Raw genomic sequence first — 20994 nt, forward strand, 5'->3', positions numbered from 1 at the left:
GATAAAAACTGAAGTAGATTGAAATGAGTCGCTTATGTAAGATAATTACAAACAATCGAGGTGATCCCATACATGCCGATGTTAGATGTAGACGGTAGTAGTCTTTATTATGTAGTGAAAGGAAAAGGGACTCCTATCCTTTTTATTCATCCGCCGATATTGACGCATTCAAATTTTGAGTATCAAATAGAGGAGCTATCTAAACATTTTAAAGTAATCGCTTTTGATATTAGAGGACATGGGAAAAGTTTTAGTTCGAGGGAACCTATAACTTATTCATTAATTGCGAAAGATATGAAAGCCTTATTAGATCATTTAAAAATAAAAAATGCTTTTATATGTGGATATTCAACAGGGAGCTCTGTGGCACTTGAGTTTTTGTTAACTTATGCAGAAAGGTCCTTAGGAGGCATACTAATAGGTGGAATGTCAGAGGTACGTCAAGGATATTTAAAAAATAAAATCTCTCTCGGTGTAAATTTAGCAAAGATAAAAGCCATTTCATTTTTAGCATTTGCTATTTCGTGGGGAAATTCTAATAAAATGATATTGTTTAAAAAAATGTTTCGAGAATCTCGAAATGGTAATGCGAAAAATATTGAGGAATATTATCGTTATAGCTTGCATTACAATTGTACCCACCAGCTTCAAAATATCCATCTACCGGTGTTATTAGTTTATGGAGAAAAAGATAAAACATTTTATAGTCATGCGAATATATTGCATGAAAAGTTACCATATAATGAACTGAGATTTATTCATCATACAAAACATCAAATTCCGACAAAAGCGGCTACAGAGTTGAATCAAATGATTGGAAATTTTATTTATACCCACACAGAAGCTCTTGAAGAAAAGGTGCTTTCTTAAGCTATAGTATGGAAAGTATTTCAGAGAAGAATGTATATTCGTGTTAACGAGCTGCCCCAATTTATTCTTCACTTCTACTATAAAAAATAGTAGCACAGACCATAGCAGTGGTCTCTGCTACTAATCTTAATATGTTTTTTGATATCCATTTCACTAAATGATACATATACGATATAACTTTACAGTTCATATATAAATGGAATAAAGAGAAAAGGACAGGGGAGACTAGACTTATATGAAAAGGGTGTATCAAAAAAACTTCTGTAAGGAGTAGACTAAATGAAGCATGAAGAAGTGTTTAAAGTTGAAATTTCTGTAGGTAGTGAATTGGTAGCAAAGCACGAAATGAAGGCGTATGATGTTATAGATGTGATTGAAAAGCTAGCTCATACATATTTAGATGATGATATAGAACGTTTTGATGAGAAGTAAGGAAAATATGGATTATTTGTTGCGTTTATCCCGCTACTTTAGGGCAGTAAGACTCCTACTTCAAGATTCAAAGAGAAGCAAGGAAGATAGGTGAGAGCTTATAATCAGTGAACTCCTGCCGATTATAAGCTTCACTTTATTCCCAAGGCGGATCATAAGCCTAAGATTTCCAGATATATGGCTAGGTTTGTCATACATCATACTCACGCATTTCTATATCGTTGCCTTTTCTTTGTTTAAGGAGCTGGGGTCAATGAAAAATAATTTGATATACTTGAAAACCAAAGTATATTCCGTATCCAATTAGTGATAAACCCGATAAAATTGTTAATAAGGATAGAACACGTAAGTTCAGTATATTACGAAAAGAACTGGATATAGTGGCCATAGTAATATCCCATAAAAAAATTCCTAAAATAATGCCTAGGCTATAAAGAAGAAGCTGATTGTTGTCGTATGAAGAAGCAGTTTTTGCTAAGATGGAGCCAAATATACCAATCCAAAATAAGATGCTGATTGGATTTGATAACGACATGAAGAAACCAGAGAAAAAAGTTTTTACAATGGATTCTTTGCTTCTATGATTCGTAATTGTAATTTCATTGGCGGATTTTAAACTTTCTATTCCTGTATAAAATAAAACAAAAGTTCCGAAAGACCATAAAAATAGTTTTACGATATCGGTCTGAAGAAAGTGCACAACTCCAAAATAGATAAGTAGCATATAAATAAGATCTGCGATTAAGGCGCCAATTCCTAGCACCCAAGAATGAAAAAATCCATATTTAATTCCTTTGTCCATTTGTGCGGCATTAATAGGCCCAATTGGAGCTGATAAGGATAAACCTAAAAAGATATAACTTAAAAAGATACTCATACAAACAAGTTCCTCCCATCTAGGGTTGCTGAATTTTATGTATACTTATTGGTATTCGGCTATTCATGTTTGTACAACTAAATAATATGTCAAAAAAAACCAGATTGTATCACAAAAAAGCGATACAATCTGGTTTTTCACTTCTTTAACATGTAATTTCCTGATAGAAGTTTTCTTCCTATATGATGAGATTCATTATGACTGATTGTTATTTAAATATTTCATGGCTCTCGAAAAGGGACATTTTGATGGAATGGTTTCATCGTCACGTAAAAAATATTGCTGCCATTCATAGTTTTCTTTTTCACCATACCATTTAAGAGAGGGGTGGATTGGAGCTGTATCATAATAATGTAAGCGTTTTCGTATCGCCTGTTTCAGCTTTTCGCTTAGCCTTTTCGGTTTCATTATTTCTTGCAATACCCACCTTGGGGTAATAGCAAGCATCATGCATGGAAAAGATCTACTTTGTCTTTTAACATGAGCGGGAGTAGCGCAGTAAACAAAATATGGTTCTTCATGAAAGCAAAATTCCCACGTGCTCTTCATAGGATCGCTTGGAACATGTTCAGGCCATTCTTTTTCATCTAATTTACTTGTTTGGTTAAGAAGGGACCAATACCAATTTTCGTAGTCTGTCACTGTAGCTTTTGTACGAATTTTTGTTGGGGTTTCAATAAAAACAATAAGAGAGGTATAATTACCTAAATCTTTAGAGTGTTTTGCGTATGCTTTTAGTAAATGAGCCAATTCTTTACTAGTAGTCTCTTTTCTAGGATCACCGATAAATCCATATCTCAAATGATTAGATAAAAAACCTTTCTGTGCAGGAATACAAGGAAAAGGTTGGTGTGTGTTTGTCATTTTACGAACAAAAGAATGAAATACGTCTTGCTGCCACTTCGGGACATTAGCACGATCTTCCTGTAACATTTCTTTATCATAAAGTATCATCACGTTTTATCCCCCTATATGCAATACAATAATATATAGGGTATTAATGAAGGGGAAATAGGTGACTGACTATAGAAGCATTTGTACAATCATTATTGCTTTTGTGGATGTAAAAGGTGCATGGAAATTTAGTGGTACAACGTTCCTTTTTCTCATTTGTAACTAAAATGTTTATAGCGTAATGAGAAGGAGGTATCGTGATGGAGAATAAAGAAGAAATAACATTTATCGATTGTAAGGGGAGAGAGATCAGTGTGATGATTGACACTAAAAATAAAAAGCCATTATGCCGAGAAGATGGATCGATAGTTGGTAAATATGTTTTATAAATCATAATGTGGTATTTGTTACATAGAAAAGGAATCCGAGTTGGATTCCTTTTCTAGTTAGTGTGTGAGTTAATAAATAGATAGTAAGACAATATAATATTACATTGTAATATTATAAAGTTCAATAGGGGATTATAAAGAGGAGTTATCTTGTTTAAGAAATTTGTCATTCTGTATGGACGAGAAATAAGGTTCTTCACATCATCTTCTCCGGTGCTAACGGGCAGCGAGATTGACTTAGAGAAAAGCAAGAAAGATATGATTTATGCTTTTGAACAATCTCATTCATTTCTAAATTGAACTATCCCATCTTCAATTCGTTTATGAGGAGGGAGTCTTACTGCCTTAAAATAGCGGGACAAATTTTACTGGCAAATACAATCGCGGATGTAAACCGCATCGTGAAGAAGAATCCGTTTGTTGCAAAATACAATTCTCACTCATAGGAAATCAGGTATGATTGGTTGGTTAATATGTCGCAAACTTTAGAAAATATGGAATGACTAAAATTTCTATTGGATGGAACATAGAAAGTCCTAGCTACTGTCAAGCTAGGACTTTCTAGAGGATAAAACTGCAAAAAATAATGTGGTTTGGACATTAAAAGTGTAACATGTTAATGGTAAAAATCTATATATAGATTTTACGATTTTGTGAACAAAGATAAACTGTCATTTTTCTTATAAATGTGTATCTAGCATACGGTATAAATATATTTTTACAAATGAAAAGCAGCTAGTTGATAGCTAGCTGCTTGGCCCCAGGGAAAGGGAGAAAAAAGATTAGGTACTCACAAAATCGACTATAGCTGTTTTACAGCTTATTTATATAATGCTCAAAATTTTAATTATTATACAGCTTCTTGAAAATATGTATTTGAATATATTTTCAGGCAGTTCGATGTAAGGCTGTATAGTTATAAAAATAATAAAGAGAGTACCAGTATCCCGCCTATAATGAATCCTATACATAATGTCGTGTATTTTAGAAAAGCCTTCATCGTATATACATCCTTTTTCCATATAGTATGAGTTAGTTATGATATTTTTATGAGTGAAAAGTACATATTGTAGATTAAAAATGCTTAAAAAAATAGTCAAAGGGTAGAAGTGATACAACAAATGAATTATCTAGAGGAAATCGGAAAAAAGATTAAACTTGTATTTTATACAATGAACAATTTCGTATGAAAAATTGCATATAAAAATAGATTGTGGTTCAACATGCTGTTCACTATAATTTATATATTAAGACATTTATATTTATGGATAATATATAGACGAAAAGAAGGTAGAGGATGAAATGAGAAAGGTTTTAAAAGGAATATTTCTTTCTACAGTTGCACTTACAATTTGTACAGGAGTAGAGAGGGTAGGATTTGGAAAGATTGAAAATACAGTGTATGCGAGTGAAAAGTATTATGCAGATCAACAAGTAGAAGTGAATGGAAAGCGACTGATTATAAAGTTAAAAAATGATAATCAATTCCCTTATGAAGATGGAATTGAGAAACGAATTATAAGTGAAAAAAAAGATGAAGTATTAAGTGAGTTTTTTGATGAATTTCCAACATTTACATTACAGCGTTTATTCACATCTTTGAATCCAAATGAGATTCGAAATATCGATAAAAATGCAACAGGACAGGATGATCAATTATCTGCTAGTTTATTAAACTATTATATGTTACGAGTACCTAATGATATAGAAGAAAAAAGTGTATTAAAGAAACTAAAAAAATCTCCTCTTATAGAGGATGCGTATGTACAAGAAAAAGAACAGTTAGCACCACCTGAAATGCCTAATCATCTTTTCCTTCATCCATATGACGATCCTAGATTTGGAAAACAGGGATATCTTGCAGCAGCACCATATGGCATTAATGCGACTTATGCATGGAGTATTAAAGGTGGAGATGGAAAAGGAACAACCTTTGTAGATATGGAATATGGTTGGTTATTAAATCATGAGGACTTAGTACAACAAAAGATTGAACTGATGTCTGGTCAAAATATAAATCAGCATGTTGGTCATGGAACTTCTGTATTAGGAATTGTTTCCGCAGTAGATAATGAGATTGGTAATATAGGTATTGCGCCAAAAGCAAGAGTGAAAGTAATCTCTCAAATACGCAATAATGGTGATTATAATACAGCTGATGCGATATTAAGTGCTGTGAATGATTTACAACCTGGCGATATTTTATTACTAGAGGCACAGTCTTCTTATGATGGATATGGAAATAAATATTTACCTGTAGAAGTGCAACCAGATGTATTTGATGCAATTCGTGCCGGAACAAATAAAGGAATCGTCATCATTGAGGCAGGGGCTAATGGCGGGAATGATCTGGATCAATTTCGGGACAGAGATGGTAAACAAGTTTTAAATCGTAATAGTCCGGATTTTAAAGATTCAGGTGCTATTATGGTAGGAGCAAGTTCATCAACATTTCCACATAAACGGCTATGGTTTTCTAATTATGGAAGTAGAATTGATACATACGGATGGGGAGAACATGTAGATACAACGCATGCGGAACCAAGTAGAGAGGCAACTAACTTGTATACGTCTTCCTTTAACGGAACATCGAGCGCTTCGCCGATTATTGCAGGGGCAGCTACATCATTACAAGGTATCGCCAAAGAACATTTAGGACAACCGTATACACCGGAAGAGTTAAGAGACATTTTAAGTAATCCTAGTACTGGAACGCAGTCTCAAAATCCAGTTACAGATAAAATAGGAGTTTTACCTGACTTGAAAGCAATCTTATCTAAGTTAGGATTTCATCCAGCAAGATTAGAATCAGAGGGCGCCACGGATCAACAAATGGTACAGAGCGTAGAACAGGAACCAAATAATCAATTAACAGAAGCAAATGTTTTGGAGATGAATAAGTCGATAAAGGGAAATTTGAACAATCATGATCATGTTGATGTATATACCTTTAACATCAGTTCGCCGCAAAATATTGAACTTTCTGCATCTAATGAACGAAAAATTGGAATGACATGGCTCCTTTATCATGAATCTGATTTGCAAAATTATGTAGCATATGGTCAAAATGATGGCGATGTCATTAAAGGGACATATAGAGCAAAACCAGGGAAATATTACTTGTATGTCTATAAATATGAAAATAGAAATGGCGCGTATACATTACATTTAAAATAAATTTTATCCGATTTTGAACAAGTAAACCCATGAATGATTCATGGGTTTTTTTATGTATGTGACACAGAGCAATATATGTTATGTAGCTCTGTGTATAAATTGTGAAGTTAAGTTGTTCCAAATTGACTTTGATCTGCTACATCAGAATCAAACGTATTTGTTGTACTAATACCATTAAAAGTACTAACTACAACCGCCACATTAGAAGCACCTGAACCACTATAAGCTTTTGTATTTTCTTTTGGCGAGACATTATAAAAATCACCTAAATTGAAGGAGCCATTACTGTTTTGAACAACTAAATTTGCAACAACTGAGGGCATTTTTTCACCTGCTTTATAAATAATAGTTAAATGTATAGTATGATTTGTTCTTTAGAAAGGTTCGTAAGTATATTCAGGCAATAGGAATGTTAAAGGATTTTAATAGGAAAAAGTCACAATTCTTGATTGAATATGCAGTTTGAGATATTCTGACTATACTATGAGTAAGATGAAATTAATAAATGAGTGGGTATATGCGGGACACAATCGTAAAGGAGAAGCTGATGATATGAATGATGTTATTACACAAGTAGATTTAACAAATCCTAAATCAAGTCGTCTTATTGCGTTTATTCATGCATATAAAGTTACATTGTTAGAAGAAGCATTTTGCCCAAATAAGATCGAATTATTTTTTAATGAAGTTGCAATTTTATCCGCTATAAAAACAGCTCATATTACGAAAATTTTTATAAGAGAAGGATTAGAAGCATTTTTCTATGACACAGGTGTATTGCTCGTAAAGCAAGATCATAAGAGAAATACTAATGCATCCATTCCATTACATTTTGATCAAATTCGGAAGTTGCAAAATGAAATGGAGAAACTGAGAAAGCATGTGAAATGAAGATTTTACAAGGAGGATTTATTGTTATATATTAAAAGATTGGTTTTCTTTGAGAAATGTAGCTACGAATATACATACAACTTTATTGGGGACAAAAATTTAAAAATGGACAGTTAGGCACTGTATATATATCAATGTGAAAAATGAGAAAGACTATAAGGGAAAAGGAATAGTAGGTGTGGAGTAACAAGGCGTTACTCTTTTTTTGTTTGTAATGTGTACGAGTAAGTGAAATAAAATGATAGCAGCGTATACAAAATCTTCATGTTTAGGGGCGTTGATCTTATGGGATTAGTAGGGGATGAAGAAACTCTTACTGATTTATACCTAGTTCAAGTCGTTTTACTTATATACATGTTGTAAGGTAGTACAAAACTTAGGTATTGGAACAATCCATCTATAAAATTTTGAATAGGATATTAAGAAAGGGGAGAAAGAATGGAAAAACATATAGTTGATCTTTCGAAATGGAATGGTGATATTAACTGGGATGTAGCTGCTCCTCAAATTGCTCTTGCCATATGCCGTGTACAATATGGGTCAAGAACAGCAGATGAGCAGTATAAAAATTATGTTGCAAATTTAGAGAAGCGTGGTGTACCTCATGGTGCTTATGCGTATGGCTGTTTTGTTTCTGTACAAGATGCCATTGTAGAAGCAAAGGACTTTATGGCTCGAACAAATCCAAATGCGAAGTTCCTCGTATTAGATGTAGAAGACGATACACTTAAAAGTTGTGGTCCAGATCAGTTGGCTGCTGCTTCACAAGCCTTTATTCAGACGTGTAAAGCAGCGGGGTGGAAAGTTGGGTTCTATGTAAGTCACCATATGTATAATAAGTATGGACTAAGTGGGGTGAAGGCAGACTTCCTTTGGTTGCCGCGTTACGGTGGGAACAAGCCTGCATATGAATGTGATATATGGCAATATACAGAGACAGGAAATGTCCCTGGAATTGGGAAATGTGATTTGAATTATTTAATAGGAAATAAAAATTTATCATGGTTTGTAGGAGGGGGAGTTTCATTGGCGGATGATGGAAGAAGAAAAATTAAAACAGGCGGGTTAGGTATAGGCGCTATAAAAGAAGTTTCTGAAGTTTTAGTAGAGCGAAATATAAAAGCTACCATTATTTTTGAAGGAAAGAATGGTAATCCGTATGTATTAACAGAGAAAATGAGCAATCCAGAAATGGACAAATTCACTGCTTGGTTAGATGAAAGAGGATGGTATTATGAATATCTTTCATCTTAATAAAAAAGGAGCGTTATAAGACGTAATGCTCCTTTTTTCGTGCACAATCATATTAAACTCTAGTGTGACGATAAGAATTTTTTATATACGTGTCATGATAGTAGCTTTTTGATTGAGCATTTAACAGTTCTTTGTAAACGCTTTCCGGGACATCAAAAAAATCATATGTGCCATTTCGAAATTCAATTCGTAAAATCATAGATGATGGATTATAACCGACAGCGACTAAGTTTTTAGAAATTACTGGATATAAAGTCACGTTTGTTCAGCTCCTTTCTTTAATATATTTAAATGTTAACTAGAGAAAAACCTGCTATTTTGTAGAATTCTAATACATAGATGATGTATATTAAGTATGAATATGAGTTGTTCTCCTTGCTTTTTAATGAGTTCACACGAAGTTCATATTGTTGTGCTATTTTTATGTCACCTTTGCTTTGCGAGTATGTTTTCATTTGGAGATGTTTGATCAATGTAAAAAATGCATATGATTTTATGCGGGGACCTTACTGGAATCACTTGAAATGTAATCTCTTATATTTTATGTTCAAAAAATGAACAATATTAATAGAGGGATTGAAAAATTCAAAAAGCATTTTGCTATTGGTATAAGCTATCATGGGAGTTTGTTATACTTTTAGATTGCTTTTTGATAAAATTATTATTTTGAAGAGGATAGTATGTTTATCAATGCAAGCAATGTTTGAATTTTGTTTTCAAGTAAATCAATGAGAGAATTGAAAGGTAGGAGAAAGAAACATGTCAGAAAATTATCGTTCTCGAGAAGAGCGAAGACAAATTCAAAAGAAACAGCAACCAGCTGTGAAAAAAAGAAAGGGAACAGAAAAAGGAAAAGAAAAAGCGTCGTTTTTTCGCAAATTTTTAATTGGTTGTTTAATATTTGGAATTGTAGCGCTTGTAGGAGGAGTCACTACCTTTTTCATTATGATAAAGGATGCCCCTAAATTAGAAAAATCAAAGCTTGTTAATCCGTTATCAGCAAAAATTTATGATAAAGATAAAAAGTTGATATATGAATACGGAAAAGAAAAACGAACAAATGTAACGTATGATCAAATACCAAAGTTAGTTGAAAATGCATTTTTGGCTACGGAAGATGCACGGTTTTATGAACATAGTGGGGTTGACTTTAAAGGGACAGCACGTGCTGTTTTAGTCAGCTTAAAGGGAGAGTATGGATCGCAAGGTGGAAGTACGATTACGCAACAAGTAATTAAGAATTATTTTTTATCTATGGATAAAACACCGAAGCGGAAAGCGCAAGAGATATATTTAGCGTATAAGTTAGAGCAGCAATATTCAAAACATGAAATTTTAGAGATGTATTTAAACAAAATTAACTTAGGAAATCGTTCATACGGTATCGCAACAGCAGCAGAAAACTATTATGGTAAGGAATTGAAAGAGTTAACATTACCAGAAGTGGCGATGCTTGCGGGGTTACCAAAAGCACCGAACAATTATGACCCAACAAAATCACAAAATGTGGAGAAGGCAACAGAGAGAAGAAATGTTGTGCTTCGTCTTATGAATCGACATGGTTACATTTCTAAAGAACAAATGGAAGAAGCTGCAAAAGTGCCAGTGACAAAAGGATTACGTCCAGCTAAACAAATTGCAGAAATGCCGTATCCTGCATTTATAGATGCAGTAGTAAAAGAAGTAGAACAAGAATTACCAGATGCGAATATTGGCTCAGATGGTTTATCTATTTACACAACGTTAGATCCAAAAGCACAAGATTTTGCAGATAAACTGTTAAATGAAAATATTATTGCTTATCCAAACGATCAATTCCAAAGCGCGTTCACGTTTATGGATACAAAAACAGGAGAAATTCGTGCTATAGGCAGTGGTCGCGGTGAAAATAAAGCTACATTTAAAGGGAAGAATATGGCTATTGAATTAGATCGCTCTGTAGGTTCAACCATGAAACCAATTTTTGATTACGGTCCAGCAATAGAATATTTAAAATGGCCAACATATCATCAAGTAGATGACTCGCCATATAAGTATTCAACAGGCCAACAAGTGCAAAATGCGGATCGATCTTATAAAGGTTTGATGACAATGCGCGATGCATTGAAACTATCTCGAAACATACCAGCGATTAAAACAGCGAAGGAAGTTGGTTTACGAAAAGCACAAGGGTTTTCAGAAAGTTTAGGAATTCCATTTAATAAAGCGGCAGTAGAATCAACGGCCATTGGTAGTAATGAAGCCTCACCAACAGAATTAGCTGGAGCATACGCAGCATTCGGTAATGGTGGAAAATATATAAAACCACACTTTGTAAAAGAAGTTGTTTATCCAGACGGAAAATCAAAAAGTTTTGAATCAAAAGCAAAAACGGTTATGGAAGATTATACTGCATATATGATTACCGATATGTTACGTTCAGTTGTTCAGTCAGGTACAGGTACAGCAGCAAATGTAAGTTCTTTAGATATTGCAGGTAAGACGGGAACAACAAATTATTCAGCTGAAGACGTAGCGAAGTATCATTTGCCATCAAGTGCTGCACGTGACAGTTGGTTTGCTGGTTATACCCCTGAATATACAATGGCAGTATGGACTGGCTATATGCAAAATAGCAAAGAAAATTATATTAGCAGTAAGAATACAAAGATTGCTCAGCTTATTTTTAAAGAAATGATGAGTGAATTCGGCTCCAGTAAGGCGAAATTTAAAAAGCCGAGCAGCGTTATTCAAGAGGGCAGCGAATTGCGAGTAAAAGGTGCAAAATCTGATTCGTCTCCAAATCCGAGCAAGTCAAATTCAAGCTCAAATGATCAAAAGCAAAACGATGATCAAGAGAAACAACAAGAGCAGCAGAAGTTAGAGGAAGAGAAAAAGAAACAAGAGCAGCAGAAGTTAGAGGAAGAGAAAAAGAAACAAGAGCAACAGAAGTTAGAAGAAGAGAAAAAACAACAAGATGAAGAGAATAAGAAAAATGAACAAAAACAAGAAGATGCCGCTAATAAGCAAAATGAAAGTAATCAAGGAAATCAAACACCATCAAATGGCGGAAACGGTCAAGAAAATCAAACGCCACCAAATAGTGGACATGGAAATAATCAAGGAAATCAAACACCACCAAATAGCGGAAACGGAAATAATCAAGGAAATCAGACGCCATCAAATAGCGGAAATGGTCAAGGAAATCCACCACCAAGTAGTGGTGGAAGTCAAGGAGAAACGACAACTAGCTCAAATGGCGGACAGTGAGCGTAAATTTTCTTAAAGATTGTAGCATAGCATGATTGATAAAAGCCCCTATAATTGCGATATAAATTCGCATGATAGGGGCTTTTTAATTTTTAAACGTAATGATGAGAAAATAGATTATAACCTTTCCTAAATCATTATATATTGAATGTTCCATAAAAATTTTGAAAATAGATGGATGGAAAATGATAAAAAATTTGTAACGGAGGATGTAGAGGAGGTTGATAACCTGAACTACTAGTTGAATGATTGCCGTGCTGCCAAAAAGAAGGAGTTGCTCCCCAAGGAGATTGATAATGCTGCCATGTTGTAGGAAGGGCCACGCCAACATCAGAAGTGCCGGCATGTACTGGTGCGACACGTATAGAAGGAGAAACGGGAGCTGCTACCGTGATTCTTGCGGGAAAGGTATACATAAGTGATCACTCCTAAATTGTAGGATATAACAGTATATTCTTATATGGATCAGAAAGGTGCATGAAGAATAAAAACTATCAGAGGAATGATGAAGAATGAGAGAAAATAATAACTTTATTAAAAATAAAAAAATTTTATATGAAAATTGTATTTGAATCCAAATAACATAAACACATTTTAAAACGAGTGACATATTTGTATCACTCGTTTTTTTGTACTTATTTCAAGTTAATGTGTTATGTCTAATTTTGCTAAAAAACTATATATTTAGCTTCAACATTAAATAGCGCATTTCATATTTTGTTATAAAAAGCGTAAATATTATTTTTGAAAAGTAGTAGTGTTACATCAGGAAAAGTACAGGGAACGTATCGTTATAAAATAAATTGAAATCTTCTAAAAACTCTGATACATTGAAATAGAAATGTAGTTTTCTATCGTTGTAAAGGCTTACATTTATGTGCACAAAAATCTATTAGGATTGGAGGAAATAGTAATGAGAGCTGAAGAAAAATTTTCCCCGGGATTAGACGGTGTAGTTGCAGCCGAGACAAAAATATCGTTTCTTGACACAGTAAAAGGTGAAATCGTAATTCAAGGGTATGACTTAATTGAACTATCAAAGAAGAAAGAATATTTAGATATTGTGCACCTTTTATTGGAAGAACATTTACCGAGCGCAGATGAAAAACAGGCGCTTGAAAAGAAATTAAAAGAAGAATATGAAGTGCCAGATGGCGTATTTCATGTATTGAAAGCATTACCGAAAGAAACGCATCCAATGGATGGATTACGTACAGGGGTATCAGCATTAGCTGGTTACGATCATGATATTGAAAATCGTTCATTGGAAGTAAATAAAAGCCGCGGGTACAAATTGTTAAGCAAAGTACCAAATATCGTGGCAAATAGTTATCATATTTTAAATGATAAAGAGCCTATTCAGCCATTGAAAGAATTGTCATATAGTGCGAATTTCTTTTATATGTTAACAGGTAAGAAGCCGACTGAACTTGAAGAAAAGATATTTGACCGCTCTTTAGTTTTATATAGTGAGCACGAAATGCCGAATTCTACATTTACAGCTCGTGTCATCGCATCGACGCAGTCGGATTTATATGGAGCTTTAACAGGTGCTGTGGCATCTTTAAAAGGAAGCTTACATGGCGGTGCAAATGAAGCTGTTATGTACATGTTGTTAGAGGCAGGTACTGTTGAAAAGTTTGAGGAATTACTCCAAAAGAAATTGTATAACAAAGAAAAAATTATGGGATTTGGACACCGCGTCTATATGAAGAAGATGGATCCAAGAGCGCTTATGATGAAAGAGGCTTTAAAACAATTATGTGATGTAAAAGGGGATTATACATTATATGAAATGTGTGAAGCTGGAGAGAAAATTATGGAGAAGGAAAAAGGAATTTATCCAAACTTGGATTATTATGCAGCTCCAGTGTATTGGATGCTCGGTATTCCGATTCAACTCTATACGCCAATCTTTTTCAGTTCAAGAACGGTGGGCTTATGTGCGCACGTAATTGAACAGCATGCAAATAATCGATTGTTCCGTCCTCGTGTAAATTATATTGGCGAGCGACATGTGCTTAGCAAATAAAAAACAACTGGGGAGTTGTTAAGGCCGCCCGCCAGATGGGTGTTTGACCGACACCCATCCTAATAATAACGAATTTTCGACAGAAAGGGAAGGATAGCGTGATTAAAACAAATGAAATTAAACAAAAAGATGCAATTTTAGAAGAGATTACGGACTATGTATTAAATAAAGAGGTGACAAGTGTAGAAGCATTCAGCACCGCGCGTTATGTGCTACTTGATACACTTGGATGCGGTATTTTAGCATTACAATATCCAGAGTGTACGAAATTACTTGGACCGGTTGTACCAGGAACGATCGTACCAAATGGCACACGTGTACCAGGTACATCTTATGTATTAGATCCAGTAAAAGGTGCATTTAATATTGGATGTATGATTCGGTGGTTAGATTATAACGATACATGGCTTGCAGCAGAATGGGGACATCCATCAGATAATTTAGGAGGCATTTTAGCTGTTGCAGATTATATAAGCCGCGTTCGCATTTCGGAAGGAAAAGAACCTTTAAAAGTAAAAGATATACTGGAAATGATGATTAAAGCTCATGAGATTCAAGGTGTTCTTGCATTAGAAAATAGTTTAAATCGCGTCGGGCTAGATCATGTCTTATATGTAAAAGTGGCAACAACGGCAGTTGTTACGAAAATGCTTGGTGGTACACGCGAGGAAATCTTTAACGCACTTTCTCACGCATGGATTGATAATTCGAGCCTTCGTACATACCGTCACGCTCCAAATACAGGTTCTCGTAAGTCTTGGGCAGCTGGGGATGCAACGAGCCGCGGTGTTCACCTTGCTCTTACTGCATTAAAAGGAGAGATGGGATATCCAACAGCGTTATCTGCACCAGGATGGGGATTCCAAGATGTACTATTTAATAAGCAAGAATTAAAACTAGCAAGACATTTAGATTCTTATGTCATGGAAAATGTATTATTTAAAGTATCCTATCCAGCAGAATTCCATGCGCAAACTGCAGCTGAATGCGCAGTGAAATTACATCCAGAAGTGAAGGGGCGATTGGATGAAATTGATCGTATTACGATTACGACACATGAGTCAGCTATTCGCATTATTGATAAAGAAGGACCATTAAATAATCCAGCTGATCGCGATCATTGCTTGCAATATATTACTGCAATTGGCTTATTAAAAGGGGATATCGTTGCGGATGATTATGAGGATGAAGCAGCTTCTAATCCGCGCGTAGATGAATTACGAAATAAGATGGTTGTTGTAGAAAATAAACAATATAGTTTGGATTACCTCGATCCGAACAAGCGCTCAATCGCCAATGCTGTACAAGTTCATTTTAAAGATGGCACAGCAACAGAAAATGTCGAATGTGAATATCCACTAGGACACCGTTTCCGTCGCGATGAGGCGATTCCAAAGATTATCCAGAAGTTTTCTGCCAATATCGCTGGTCATTACGCTAATAAGCAACAAGAAAAAATACATGAAGTATGTTTGAATGAAGAAAAATTAGAAAATATGAATGTAAATGAATTTGTAGATCTTTTCTTAATATAGGGGGAATAAGGATGGCTTGGGTTGTGAACAAACAATCAACACAAGAAGAGCTTGCGAATCGATTCCGGGCTTTAGTAGAAGCGCCTGAAATTTTACAAATTCCTGGTGCACATGATGCAATGGCTGCTCTCGTAGCAAAAAACACCGGTTTTTCTGCTCTTTATTTATCGGGAGCTGCTTATACAGCAAGCAAAGGATTGCCAGATTTGGGGATCGTGACATCTACGGAAGTAGCTGAAAGAGCAAGAGATCTTGTTAGAGCGACAGATTTACCTCTTCTTGTTGATATTGATACAGGATTTGGTGGTGTACTCAATGTAGCGCGTACGGCTGTAGAAATGGTAGAAGCGAATGTTGCTGCTGTTCAAATTGAAGATCAACAACTGCCGAAAAAATGCGGACATTTAAATGGGAAAAAACTTGTTACAACTGAAGAGTTGATACAAAAAATTAAGGCTATTAAAGAAGTTGCACCATCACTTGTTGTTGTAGCGCGTACGGATGCTCGAGCTGTAGAAGGATTGGATGCAGCGATTGAAAGAGCGATTGCTTATGTCGAAGCAGGAGCAGATGCTATTTTTCCAGAAGCGCTTCAATCGGAAGAAGAATTTCGTTTATTTAACAGTAAAGTGAACGTTCCGTTACTTGCAAATATGACTGAATTTGGGAAAACGCCGTATTATAGTGCAGAAGAATTTGCTAATATGGGATTCCAAATGGTCATTTATCCTGTTACATCACTTCGCGTTGCAGCAAAAGCATATGAGCGAATATTTACACTTATTAAAGAAACGGGCTCGCAAAAAGAAGGATTATCAAATATGCAGACGAGAAGTGAACTGTATGAAACAATTTCATATCATGATTTTGAAGAATTAGATAACGGAATTGCGAAGACTGTTTTATCTGAAGATCAATAACAAAAAGAAAAGGCGATGACGATACATCTTTGGCAAACACAACTGCTTGATGTGGAAGTGCATCGTCTTTTCATATTCTCTATTTGCTTGTAAATAAAATGAAGATTGAAATGATAGGAGGATATAGATGGAGAAAACAAAGCTGCAATGGGATGAGTTTTTTTCACAAAATGAGGAACTTCATACATTCTTTTTTACGCCGGAAGACTTTTCAGGTGACGAAGAATTAATCGCAAAAACGACAGAACAATTTGTGAAACAAGAAATTGTACCTCAAATTGAAAACATCGAACAGCACAATTATGAAATTTCGCGCAGTTTATTTAAAAAGGCTGGTGAGCTGGGCCTACTTAGTATAGAAGTTCCTGAAGAATATGGTGGATTTGAACTAGGGAAAGTAGTTTCGGGACTTGTAGCAGAGAAAATGGGATATGCAGGTGCATTTAGCGTTTCTTTTAATATTCATGCAGGAGTAGGAACACTGCCGTATATATATTATGGAACAGTGGAACAAAAGGAAAAATATTTGTCCAAAATTGCATCGGGTGAATGGATTGGTGCATACGCTTTAACAGAACCAAACGCTGGGTCAGATGCTTTAAGCGCAAAAACAAGTGCCGTTTTAAATGAAGATGGAACCGAATGGACATTAAATGGTGAAAAGCAATGGATTACAAATGCGCATATGGCAGATGTATATGTTGTTTTTGCGAAAACAAATGAAGGAATGACAGCATTTATTGTCGAAAGAACATGTGAAGGTGTTTCACTTGGATTAGAAGAAAAAAAGATGGGCATTAAAGGTTCTTCAACAGCAACGCTCATTTTAGAAGATGTAGTGATTCCGGCAAAAAATGTATTGGGTGAAGTTGGAAAGGGACATCATGTAGCTCTAAATATTTTGAATTTCGCGAGATTGAAGCTTGCTTTTGGAAACATCGGAACAGCAAAACAAGCAATTGGTTTATCTGTACAATATGGAAAAGAACGTAAACAGTTCCAAACTGAACTCGTTGATTTTACAATGATTCAAGAAAAAATCGCAAATATGACGATTGCTACATATGGTGCGGAAAGCGCAGCTTACCGAACAGCAGGTATAATTGATGAAGCAATTAATGAGAATGATGAAAACGTCATGCAAAAAATGTCTCAATTTGCAATAGAGTGTGCGCTTAATAAAGTAAATGCTTCAGAAACACTTGGATATATCGTCGATGAAGCTGTACAAATTCATGGTGGTTACGGTTATATGCAAGAGTATGAAGTGGAACGCTTATACCGTGATGCTAGAATTAGTCGCATATTTGAAGGGACGAATGAAATTAATCGATTAACAGTTGCGAAAATGTTAATGAAACAGCTAAAAGAAATGGATCATGAGGTACAAGGAGAATTATTTGAAAACTTAGAAAGAAATCATAGCTATATTTTATTGTCAAAACAATTGTTGAAACAATCTTTGAAAACGTTATCTCAAACTCCTGACATAAAACTGAAACAAGAACAAGAATATTCACGTGTAATCGCAGATATGTTGAGAGATGTTTACGTAATGGAATCAGCATTTTTACGTACGAAAAAAGCAGTAAGTAAAAATGGCGAAGAAAAAGAGCGTGTAAAACAGCTCATAACAGATGTACTTTGTGAAGAAGGATACTGCAAAGTAGAATCTGCTGCAACTATGCTTCTTTCTGCAGCAGTAACAGAAGAAGAAAAAAGAAACTCCATTCTAGACGAAATTCGTCAACAGTCTGTGCCTCTATATACGAATTTATTTCTGAAAAAGAGGGCGATTGCAAAAGCAATTATAAATCGAGGGAAATATGTTGTGTAAGAGCACAATGTAAGAGAGAGTTTATAGTTAAAGTGGATGAAATGGGAGGGAGATTGTTATGAAAAAGATTGGTTTCATCGGTTTAGGGAATATGGGGCTTCCGATGTCTAAAAATTTAGTGAAATCAAACTATATGGTTTATGGTGTCGATTTAAATAAAGATGCCGAGGCTTCCTTTGAAAAAGAAGGCGGCATTATCGGGTTATCCATTGCGAAATTAGCAGAAACGTGCGATGTGGTTTTTACAAGTTTACCATCTTCACGAGCTGTTGAAGCTGTTTATTTTGGCAAAGAAGGCTTAATTGAGAATAGTCATCCAAATGTTATCTTCATCGATACAAGTACAGTAGCACCGCAACTAAATAAGAAAATAGCAGAATTTGCAAATGAGAAACAAGTAGACTTTTTAGCTGCACCAGTTAGCGGAGGAGTAATTGGCGCGGAGAATCGTACATTAACCTTTATGGTTGGTGGTTCAAAAGAAGTCTATGAAAAAGCTTTTCCTGTAATGGAAGTATTAGGAGCGAATATTTTCCATGTGAGTGAACAAATTGATAGCGGCACAACAGTAAAGCTAATTAATAATTTATTAATTGGTTTTTATACGGCAGGTGTTAGTGAAGCTCTGATATTAGCTAAGAAGAATCATATGGATTTAGATAAAATGTTTGATATTTTAAATGTAAGTTATGGTCAAAGTAGAATTTATGAACGAAATTATAAAAGCTTTATTGCTCCAGAAAATTATGAGCCAGGATTTACTGTCAATCTATTAAAGAAAGATTTAGGATTTGCAGTTGATTTAGCGAAAGAAAGTGAGCTTCACTTACCAATAAGTGAAACGCTGCTCAATTTATATGATGAAACAAGTAAAGCTGGTTATGGTGAGAAAGATATGGCTGCTTTATACAAAAAGATAAGTGAACAACTCATTTCAAACCATAAATAATAAACGAATGATCGTCAATAAAAAATAAAAAGGAGCGAATAACATGATTACAACAGAAATTAAACGAGTGAAGAATCATATTAACGGTGAATGGGTAGAATCTACAGGTACAGAAGTAGAGGCTGTTCCAAATCCTGCAACAGGAAAAATTATTGCATATGTTCCTCTTTCTCCAAAAGAAGATGTAGAGCGTGCTGTAGAGGCTGCGAAAAATGCTTATGAGACATGGTCAAAAGTACCCGTTCCAAACCGTTCAAGAATGCTATATAAATATTTACAACTTTTGCAAGAAAATAAAGATGAACTTTCGAAAATTATTACATTAGAAAATGGAAAAACATTGAAAGATGCAAGTGGTGAAGTGCAAAGGGGAATTGAAGCAGTGGAACTGGCAACATCAGCTCCAAATTTAATGATGGGACAAGCGCTTCCGAATATTGCAGGTGGTATTGACGGCTCAATTTGGCGCTATCCTCTTGGAGTTGTTGCTGGTATTACTCCATTTAACTTCCCAATGATGATTCCGTTATGGATGTTCCCGCTAGCAATTGCTTGTGGTAATACATTCGTATTAAAAACATCTGAGAGAACACCGCTTTTAGCAGAAAGACTTGTAGAATTATTTTATGAAGCTGGTTTTCCAAAGGGTGTATTAAATTTAGTGCAAGGTGGAAAAGAAGTTGTAAATAGTATTCTTGAGAATAAAGAGATTCAAGCTGTTTCTTTTGTTGGATCTGAGCCAGTGGCCCGTTATGTATATGAAACAGGAACAAAATATGGAAAGCGAGTACAAGCGCTTGCAGGTGCAAAAAATCATGCAATTGTTATGCCGGATTGCAACCTTGAAAAGACAGTGCAAGGTGTCATTGGATCAGCGTTTGGAAGTAGTGGAGAGCGGTGCATGGCATGCTCTGTTGTAGCTGTTTTAGATGAAATTGCAGATGAATTTATCGATGCTCTTGTATCCGAAACGCGTAAATTAAAAGTAGGAGATGGCTTCCATGAAGAGAATTATGTAGGACCATTAATTCGCGAATCTCATAAAGAACGTGTTATAGGTTATATTAATAGCGGTGTAGCAGATGGAGCAAACTTATTAGTAGATGGTCGTCAAATAAAAGAAGATGTTGAGGACGGATATTTTGTTGGGGCGACAATTTTTGATGGAGTACATCAAAATATGAAAATTTGGCAAGACGAAATCTTTGCTCCAGTATTAAGTATTGTCAGAGTAAAAGATTTAGAGGAAGGGATTCAACTAACAAATCAATCTAAATTTGCTAATGGTGCAGTCATTTATACTTCAAGTGGTAAACATGCGCAAACATTCCGTGATCATATCGATGCTGGAATGATTGGTGTAAATGTTAACGTTCCAGCACCAATGGCATTCTTTGCCTTCGCAGGAAATAAAGCATCTTTCTATGGCGATCTTGGAACGAATGGAAAAGATGGTGTTCAATTTTATACACGTAAAAAAGTTGTCACAGAGCGCTGGTTTTAATGTGAGAACGGGTAAGTATGTCATGTATGGTATATAAAAAATGGGCTTATTTTCATAGCCATCAAGTTGAGGTTCAAAAGAAAAAAGCTTTTGAACCTTTTTTCTTATTGTATACATATGATTAAAATGAGGTTGTCCCAAAAGTAGCTGAATAGCTACTTTTGGGCAACCTCTTTCTTTACGT

Annotated in this window: 18 protein-coding genes; 13 read left to right on the forward strand and 5 right to left on the reverse strand. The window is 35.0% G+C overall.

Annotation, left to right across the window (positions count from 1 at the left end; translation table 11 throughout):
• The first annotated feature begins 72 nt into the window (after positions 1 to 72).
• Positions 73 to 870, forward strand: a complete 798-nt coding sequence (locus MR063_RS07650) for an alpha/beta fold hydrolase (RefSeq protein ID WP_242195900.1) — start codon at positions 73 to 75, stop codon at positions 868 to 870.
• Between the two features lie 279 nt (positions 871 to 1149).
• Positions 1150 to 1302 carry a hypothetical protein gene (locus MR063_RS07655; RefSeq protein WP_242142898.1) on the forward strand — a complete coding sequence of 51 codons (153 nt, stop codon included), beginning with the start codon at positions 1150 to 1152 and terminating at the stop codon, positions 1300 to 1302.
• 250 nt (positions 1303 to 1552) lie between these two features.
• On the opposite strand, the gene MR063_RS07660 is transcribed toward MR063_RS07655, so the two are convergent.
• Together MR063_RS07660 and MR063_RS07665 are read right to left on the reverse strand one after the other, a co-directional pair.
• The gene (locus MR063_RS07660; RefSeq protein WP_242195903.1) at positions 1553 to 2179 is read right to left on the reverse strand and encodes a LysE family transporter; all 627 of its coding nucleotides are present in this window, start codon (positions 2177 to 2179) and stop codon (positions 1553 to 1555) included.
• A gap of 195 nt (positions 2180 to 2374) precedes the next feature.
• Positions 2375 to 3136 (reverse strand): YqcI/YcgG family protein, encoded by a 762-nt coding sequence (locus tag MR063_RS07665; protein WP_242195906.1) that lies wholly within the window; start codon positions 3134 to 3136, stop codon positions 2375 to 2377.
• Between the two features lie 197 nt (positions 3137 to 3333).
• Here MR063_RS07665 and MR063_RS21745 point away from each other — a divergent pair, with 197 nt between their 5' ends.
• A complete protein-coding gene (locus tag MR063_RS21745) occupies positions 3334 to 3462 on the forward strand; it encodes a hypothetical protein (RefSeq protein ID WP_277926453.1) in 129 nt (42 codons plus the stop codon).
• Between the two features lie 1302 nt (positions 3463 to 4764).
• Positions 4765 to 6639: a S8 family peptidase gene (locus tag MR063_RS07670; RefSeq protein ID WP_242195909.1), complete on the forward strand. Its 1875-nt coding sequence runs from the start codon at positions 4765 to 4767 to the stop codon at positions 6637 to 6639.
• A gap of 107 nt (positions 6640 to 6746) precedes the next feature.
• On the opposite strand, the gene MR063_RS07675 is transcribed toward MR063_RS07670, so the two are convergent.
• Positions 6747 to 6962 carry a spore germination protein gene (locus MR063_RS07675; protein ID WP_242195912.1) on the reverse strand — a complete coding sequence of 72 codons (216 nt, stop codon included), beginning with the start codon at positions 6960 to 6962 and terminating at the stop codon, positions 6747 to 6749.
• 229 nt (positions 6963 to 7191) lie between these two features.
• On the opposite strand from MR063_RS07675, the gene MR063_RS07680 reads away from it, so the two are divergent.
• A complete protein-coding gene (locus MR063_RS07680; protein WP_242196285.1) occupies positions 7192 to 7530 on the forward strand; it encodes a hypothetical protein in 339 nt (112 codons plus the stop codon).
• A gap of 438 nt (positions 7531 to 7968) precedes the next feature.
• Entirely contained in the window at positions 7969 to 8784 is an 816-nt protein-coding gene (locus tag MR063_RS07685) for a GH25 family lysozyme (RefSeq protein WP_242195916.1), read from the forward strand.
• 52 nt (positions 8785 to 8836) lie between these two features.
• Here MR063_RS07685 and MR063_RS07690 read toward each other — a convergent pair whose 3' ends face one another.
• The gene (locus tag MR063_RS07690; RefSeq protein ID WP_242195919.1) at positions 8837 to 9043 is read right to left on the reverse strand and encodes a KTSC domain-containing protein; all 207 of its coding nucleotides are present in this window, start codon (positions 9041 to 9043) and stop codon (positions 8837 to 8839) included.
• A 500-nt stretch (positions 9044 to 9543) separates the two neighbouring features.
• Between MR063_RS07690 and MR063_RS07695 the strand changes: the two genes are divergently transcribed.
• A complete protein-coding gene (locus tag MR063_RS07695) occupies positions 9544 to 12033 on the forward strand; it encodes a transglycosylase domain-containing protein (RefSeq protein ID WP_242195921.1) in 2490 nt (829 codons plus the stop codon).
• Positions 12034 to 12170: 137 nt separating this feature from the next.
• Here MR063_RS07695 and MR063_RS07700 read toward each other — a convergent pair whose 3' ends face one another.
• On the reverse strand, positions 12171 to 12449 hold the full coding sequence (locus MR063_RS07700; protein ID WP_242195924.1) for a hypothetical protein: 279 nt from the start codon (positions 12447 to 12449) through the stop codon (positions 12171 to 12173).
• A 497-nt stretch (positions 12450 to 12946) separates the two neighbouring features.
• Here MR063_RS07700 and mmgD point away from each other — a divergent pair, with 497 nt between their 5' ends.
• From mmgD to MR063_RS07730, 6 genes are all read left to right on the forward strand, one after another.
• Positions 12947 to 14065: a citrate synthase gene (gene mmgD, locus MR063_RS07705; protein WP_242195927.1), complete on the forward strand. Its 1119-nt coding sequence runs from the start codon at positions 12947 to 12949 to the stop codon at positions 14063 to 14065.
• Positions 14066 to 14163: 98 nt separating this feature from the next.
• Entirely contained in the window at positions 14164 to 15600 is a 1437-nt protein-coding gene (prpD, locus tag MR063_RS07710; RefSeq protein ID WP_396021824.1) for a 2-methylcitrate dehydratase, read from the forward strand.
• 11 nt (positions 15601 to 15611) lie between these two features.
• Positions 15612 to 16520, forward strand: a complete 909-nt coding sequence (gene prpB / locus MR063_RS07715) for a methylisocitrate lyase (protein ID WP_242195930.1) — start codon at positions 15612 to 15614, stop codon at positions 16518 to 16520.
• Between the two features lie 127 nt (positions 16521 to 16647).
• On the forward strand, positions 16648 to 18357 hold the full coding sequence (locus MR063_RS07720) for an acyl-CoA dehydrogenase family protein (protein WP_242195933.1): 1710 nt from the start codon (positions 16648 to 16650) through the stop codon (positions 18355 to 18357).
• Positions 18358 to 18409: 52 nt separating this feature from the next.
• Entirely contained in the window at positions 18410 to 19306 is an 897-nt protein-coding gene (locus tag MR063_RS07725) for an NAD(P)-dependent oxidoreductase (protein ID WP_313928799.1), read from the forward strand.
• Positions 19307 to 19349: 43 nt separating this feature from the next.
• The gene (locus MR063_RS07730) at positions 19350 to 20810 is read left to right on the forward strand and encodes a CoA-acylating methylmalonate-semialdehyde dehydrogenase (RefSeq protein ID WP_242195939.1); all 1461 of its coding nucleotides are present in this window, start codon (positions 19350 to 19352) and stop codon (positions 20808 to 20810) included.
• The last annotated feature ends 184 nt before the right edge of the window (positions 20811 to 20994 follow it).

The sequence above is a fragment of the Bacillus cereus group sp. BfR-BA-01492 genome, assembly GCF_022662815.1.
GTDB classification, from domain to species: Bacteria; Bacillota; Bacilli; order Bacillales; family Bacillaceae_G; genus Bacillus_A; species Bacillus_A cereus_BD.

What these genes read in the sequence shown, in the direction of transcription:
- MR063_RS07650 (WP_242195900.1), top strand. Translation starts at nt 73, where the DNA reads ATGCCGATGTTAGATGTAGACGGTAGTAGTCTTTATTATGTAGTGAAA.
- MR063_RS07655 (WP_242142898.1), top strand. Translation starts at nt 1,150, where the DNA reads ATGAAGCATGAAGAAGTGTTTAAAGTTGAAATTTCTGTAGGTAGTGAA.
- MR063_RS07660 (WP_242195903.1), bottom strand. Translation starts at nt 2,179, where the DNA reads ATGAGTATCTTTTTAAGTTATATCTTTTTAGGTTTATCCTTATCAGCT.
- MR063_RS21745 (WP_277926453.1), top strand. Translation starts at nt 3,334, where the DNA reads ATGGAGAATAAAGAAGAAATAACATTTATCGATTGTAAGGGGAGAGAG.
- MR063_RS07670 (WP_242195909.1), top strand. Translation starts at nt 4,765, where the DNA reads ATGAGAAAGGTTTTAAAAGGAATATTTCTTTCTACAGTTGCACTTACA.
- MR063_RS07675 (WP_242195912.1), bottom strand. Translation starts at nt 6,962, where the DNA reads ATGCCCTCAGTTGTTGCAAATTTAGTTGTTCAAAACAGTAATGGCTCC.
- MR063_RS07680 (WP_242196285.1), top strand. Translation starts at nt 7,192, where the DNA reads ATGAATGATGTTATTACACAAGTAGATTTAACAAATCCTAAATCAAGT.
- MR063_RS07685 (WP_242195916.1), top strand. Translation starts at nt 7,969, where the DNA reads ATGGAAAAACATATAGTTGATCTTTCGAAATGGAATGGTGATATTAAC.
- MR063_RS07695 (WP_242195921.1), top strand. Translation starts at nt 9,544, where the DNA reads ATGTCAGAAAATTATCGTTCTCGAGAAGAGCGAAGACAAATTCAAAAG.
- MR063_RS07700 (WP_242195924.1), bottom strand. Translation starts at nt 12,449, where the DNA reads ATGTATACCTTTCCCGCAAGAATCACGGTAGCAGCTCCCGTTTCTCCT.
- mmgD (WP_242195927.1), top strand. Translation starts at nt 12,947, where the DNA reads ATGAGAGCTGAAGAAAAATTTTCCCCGGGATTAGACGGTGTAGTTGCA.
- prpB (WP_242195930.1), top strand. Translation starts at nt 15,612, where the DNA reads ATGGCTTGGGTTGTGAACAAACAATCAACACAAGAAGAGCTTGCGAAT.
- MR063_RS07720 (WP_242195933.1), top strand. Translation starts at nt 16,648, where the DNA reads ATGGAGAAAACAAAGCTGCAATGGGATGAGTTTTTTTCACAAAATGAG.
- MR063_RS07730 (WP_242195939.1), top strand. Translation starts at nt 19,350, where the DNA reads ATGATTACAACAGAAATTAAACGAGTGAAGAATCATATTAACGGTGAA.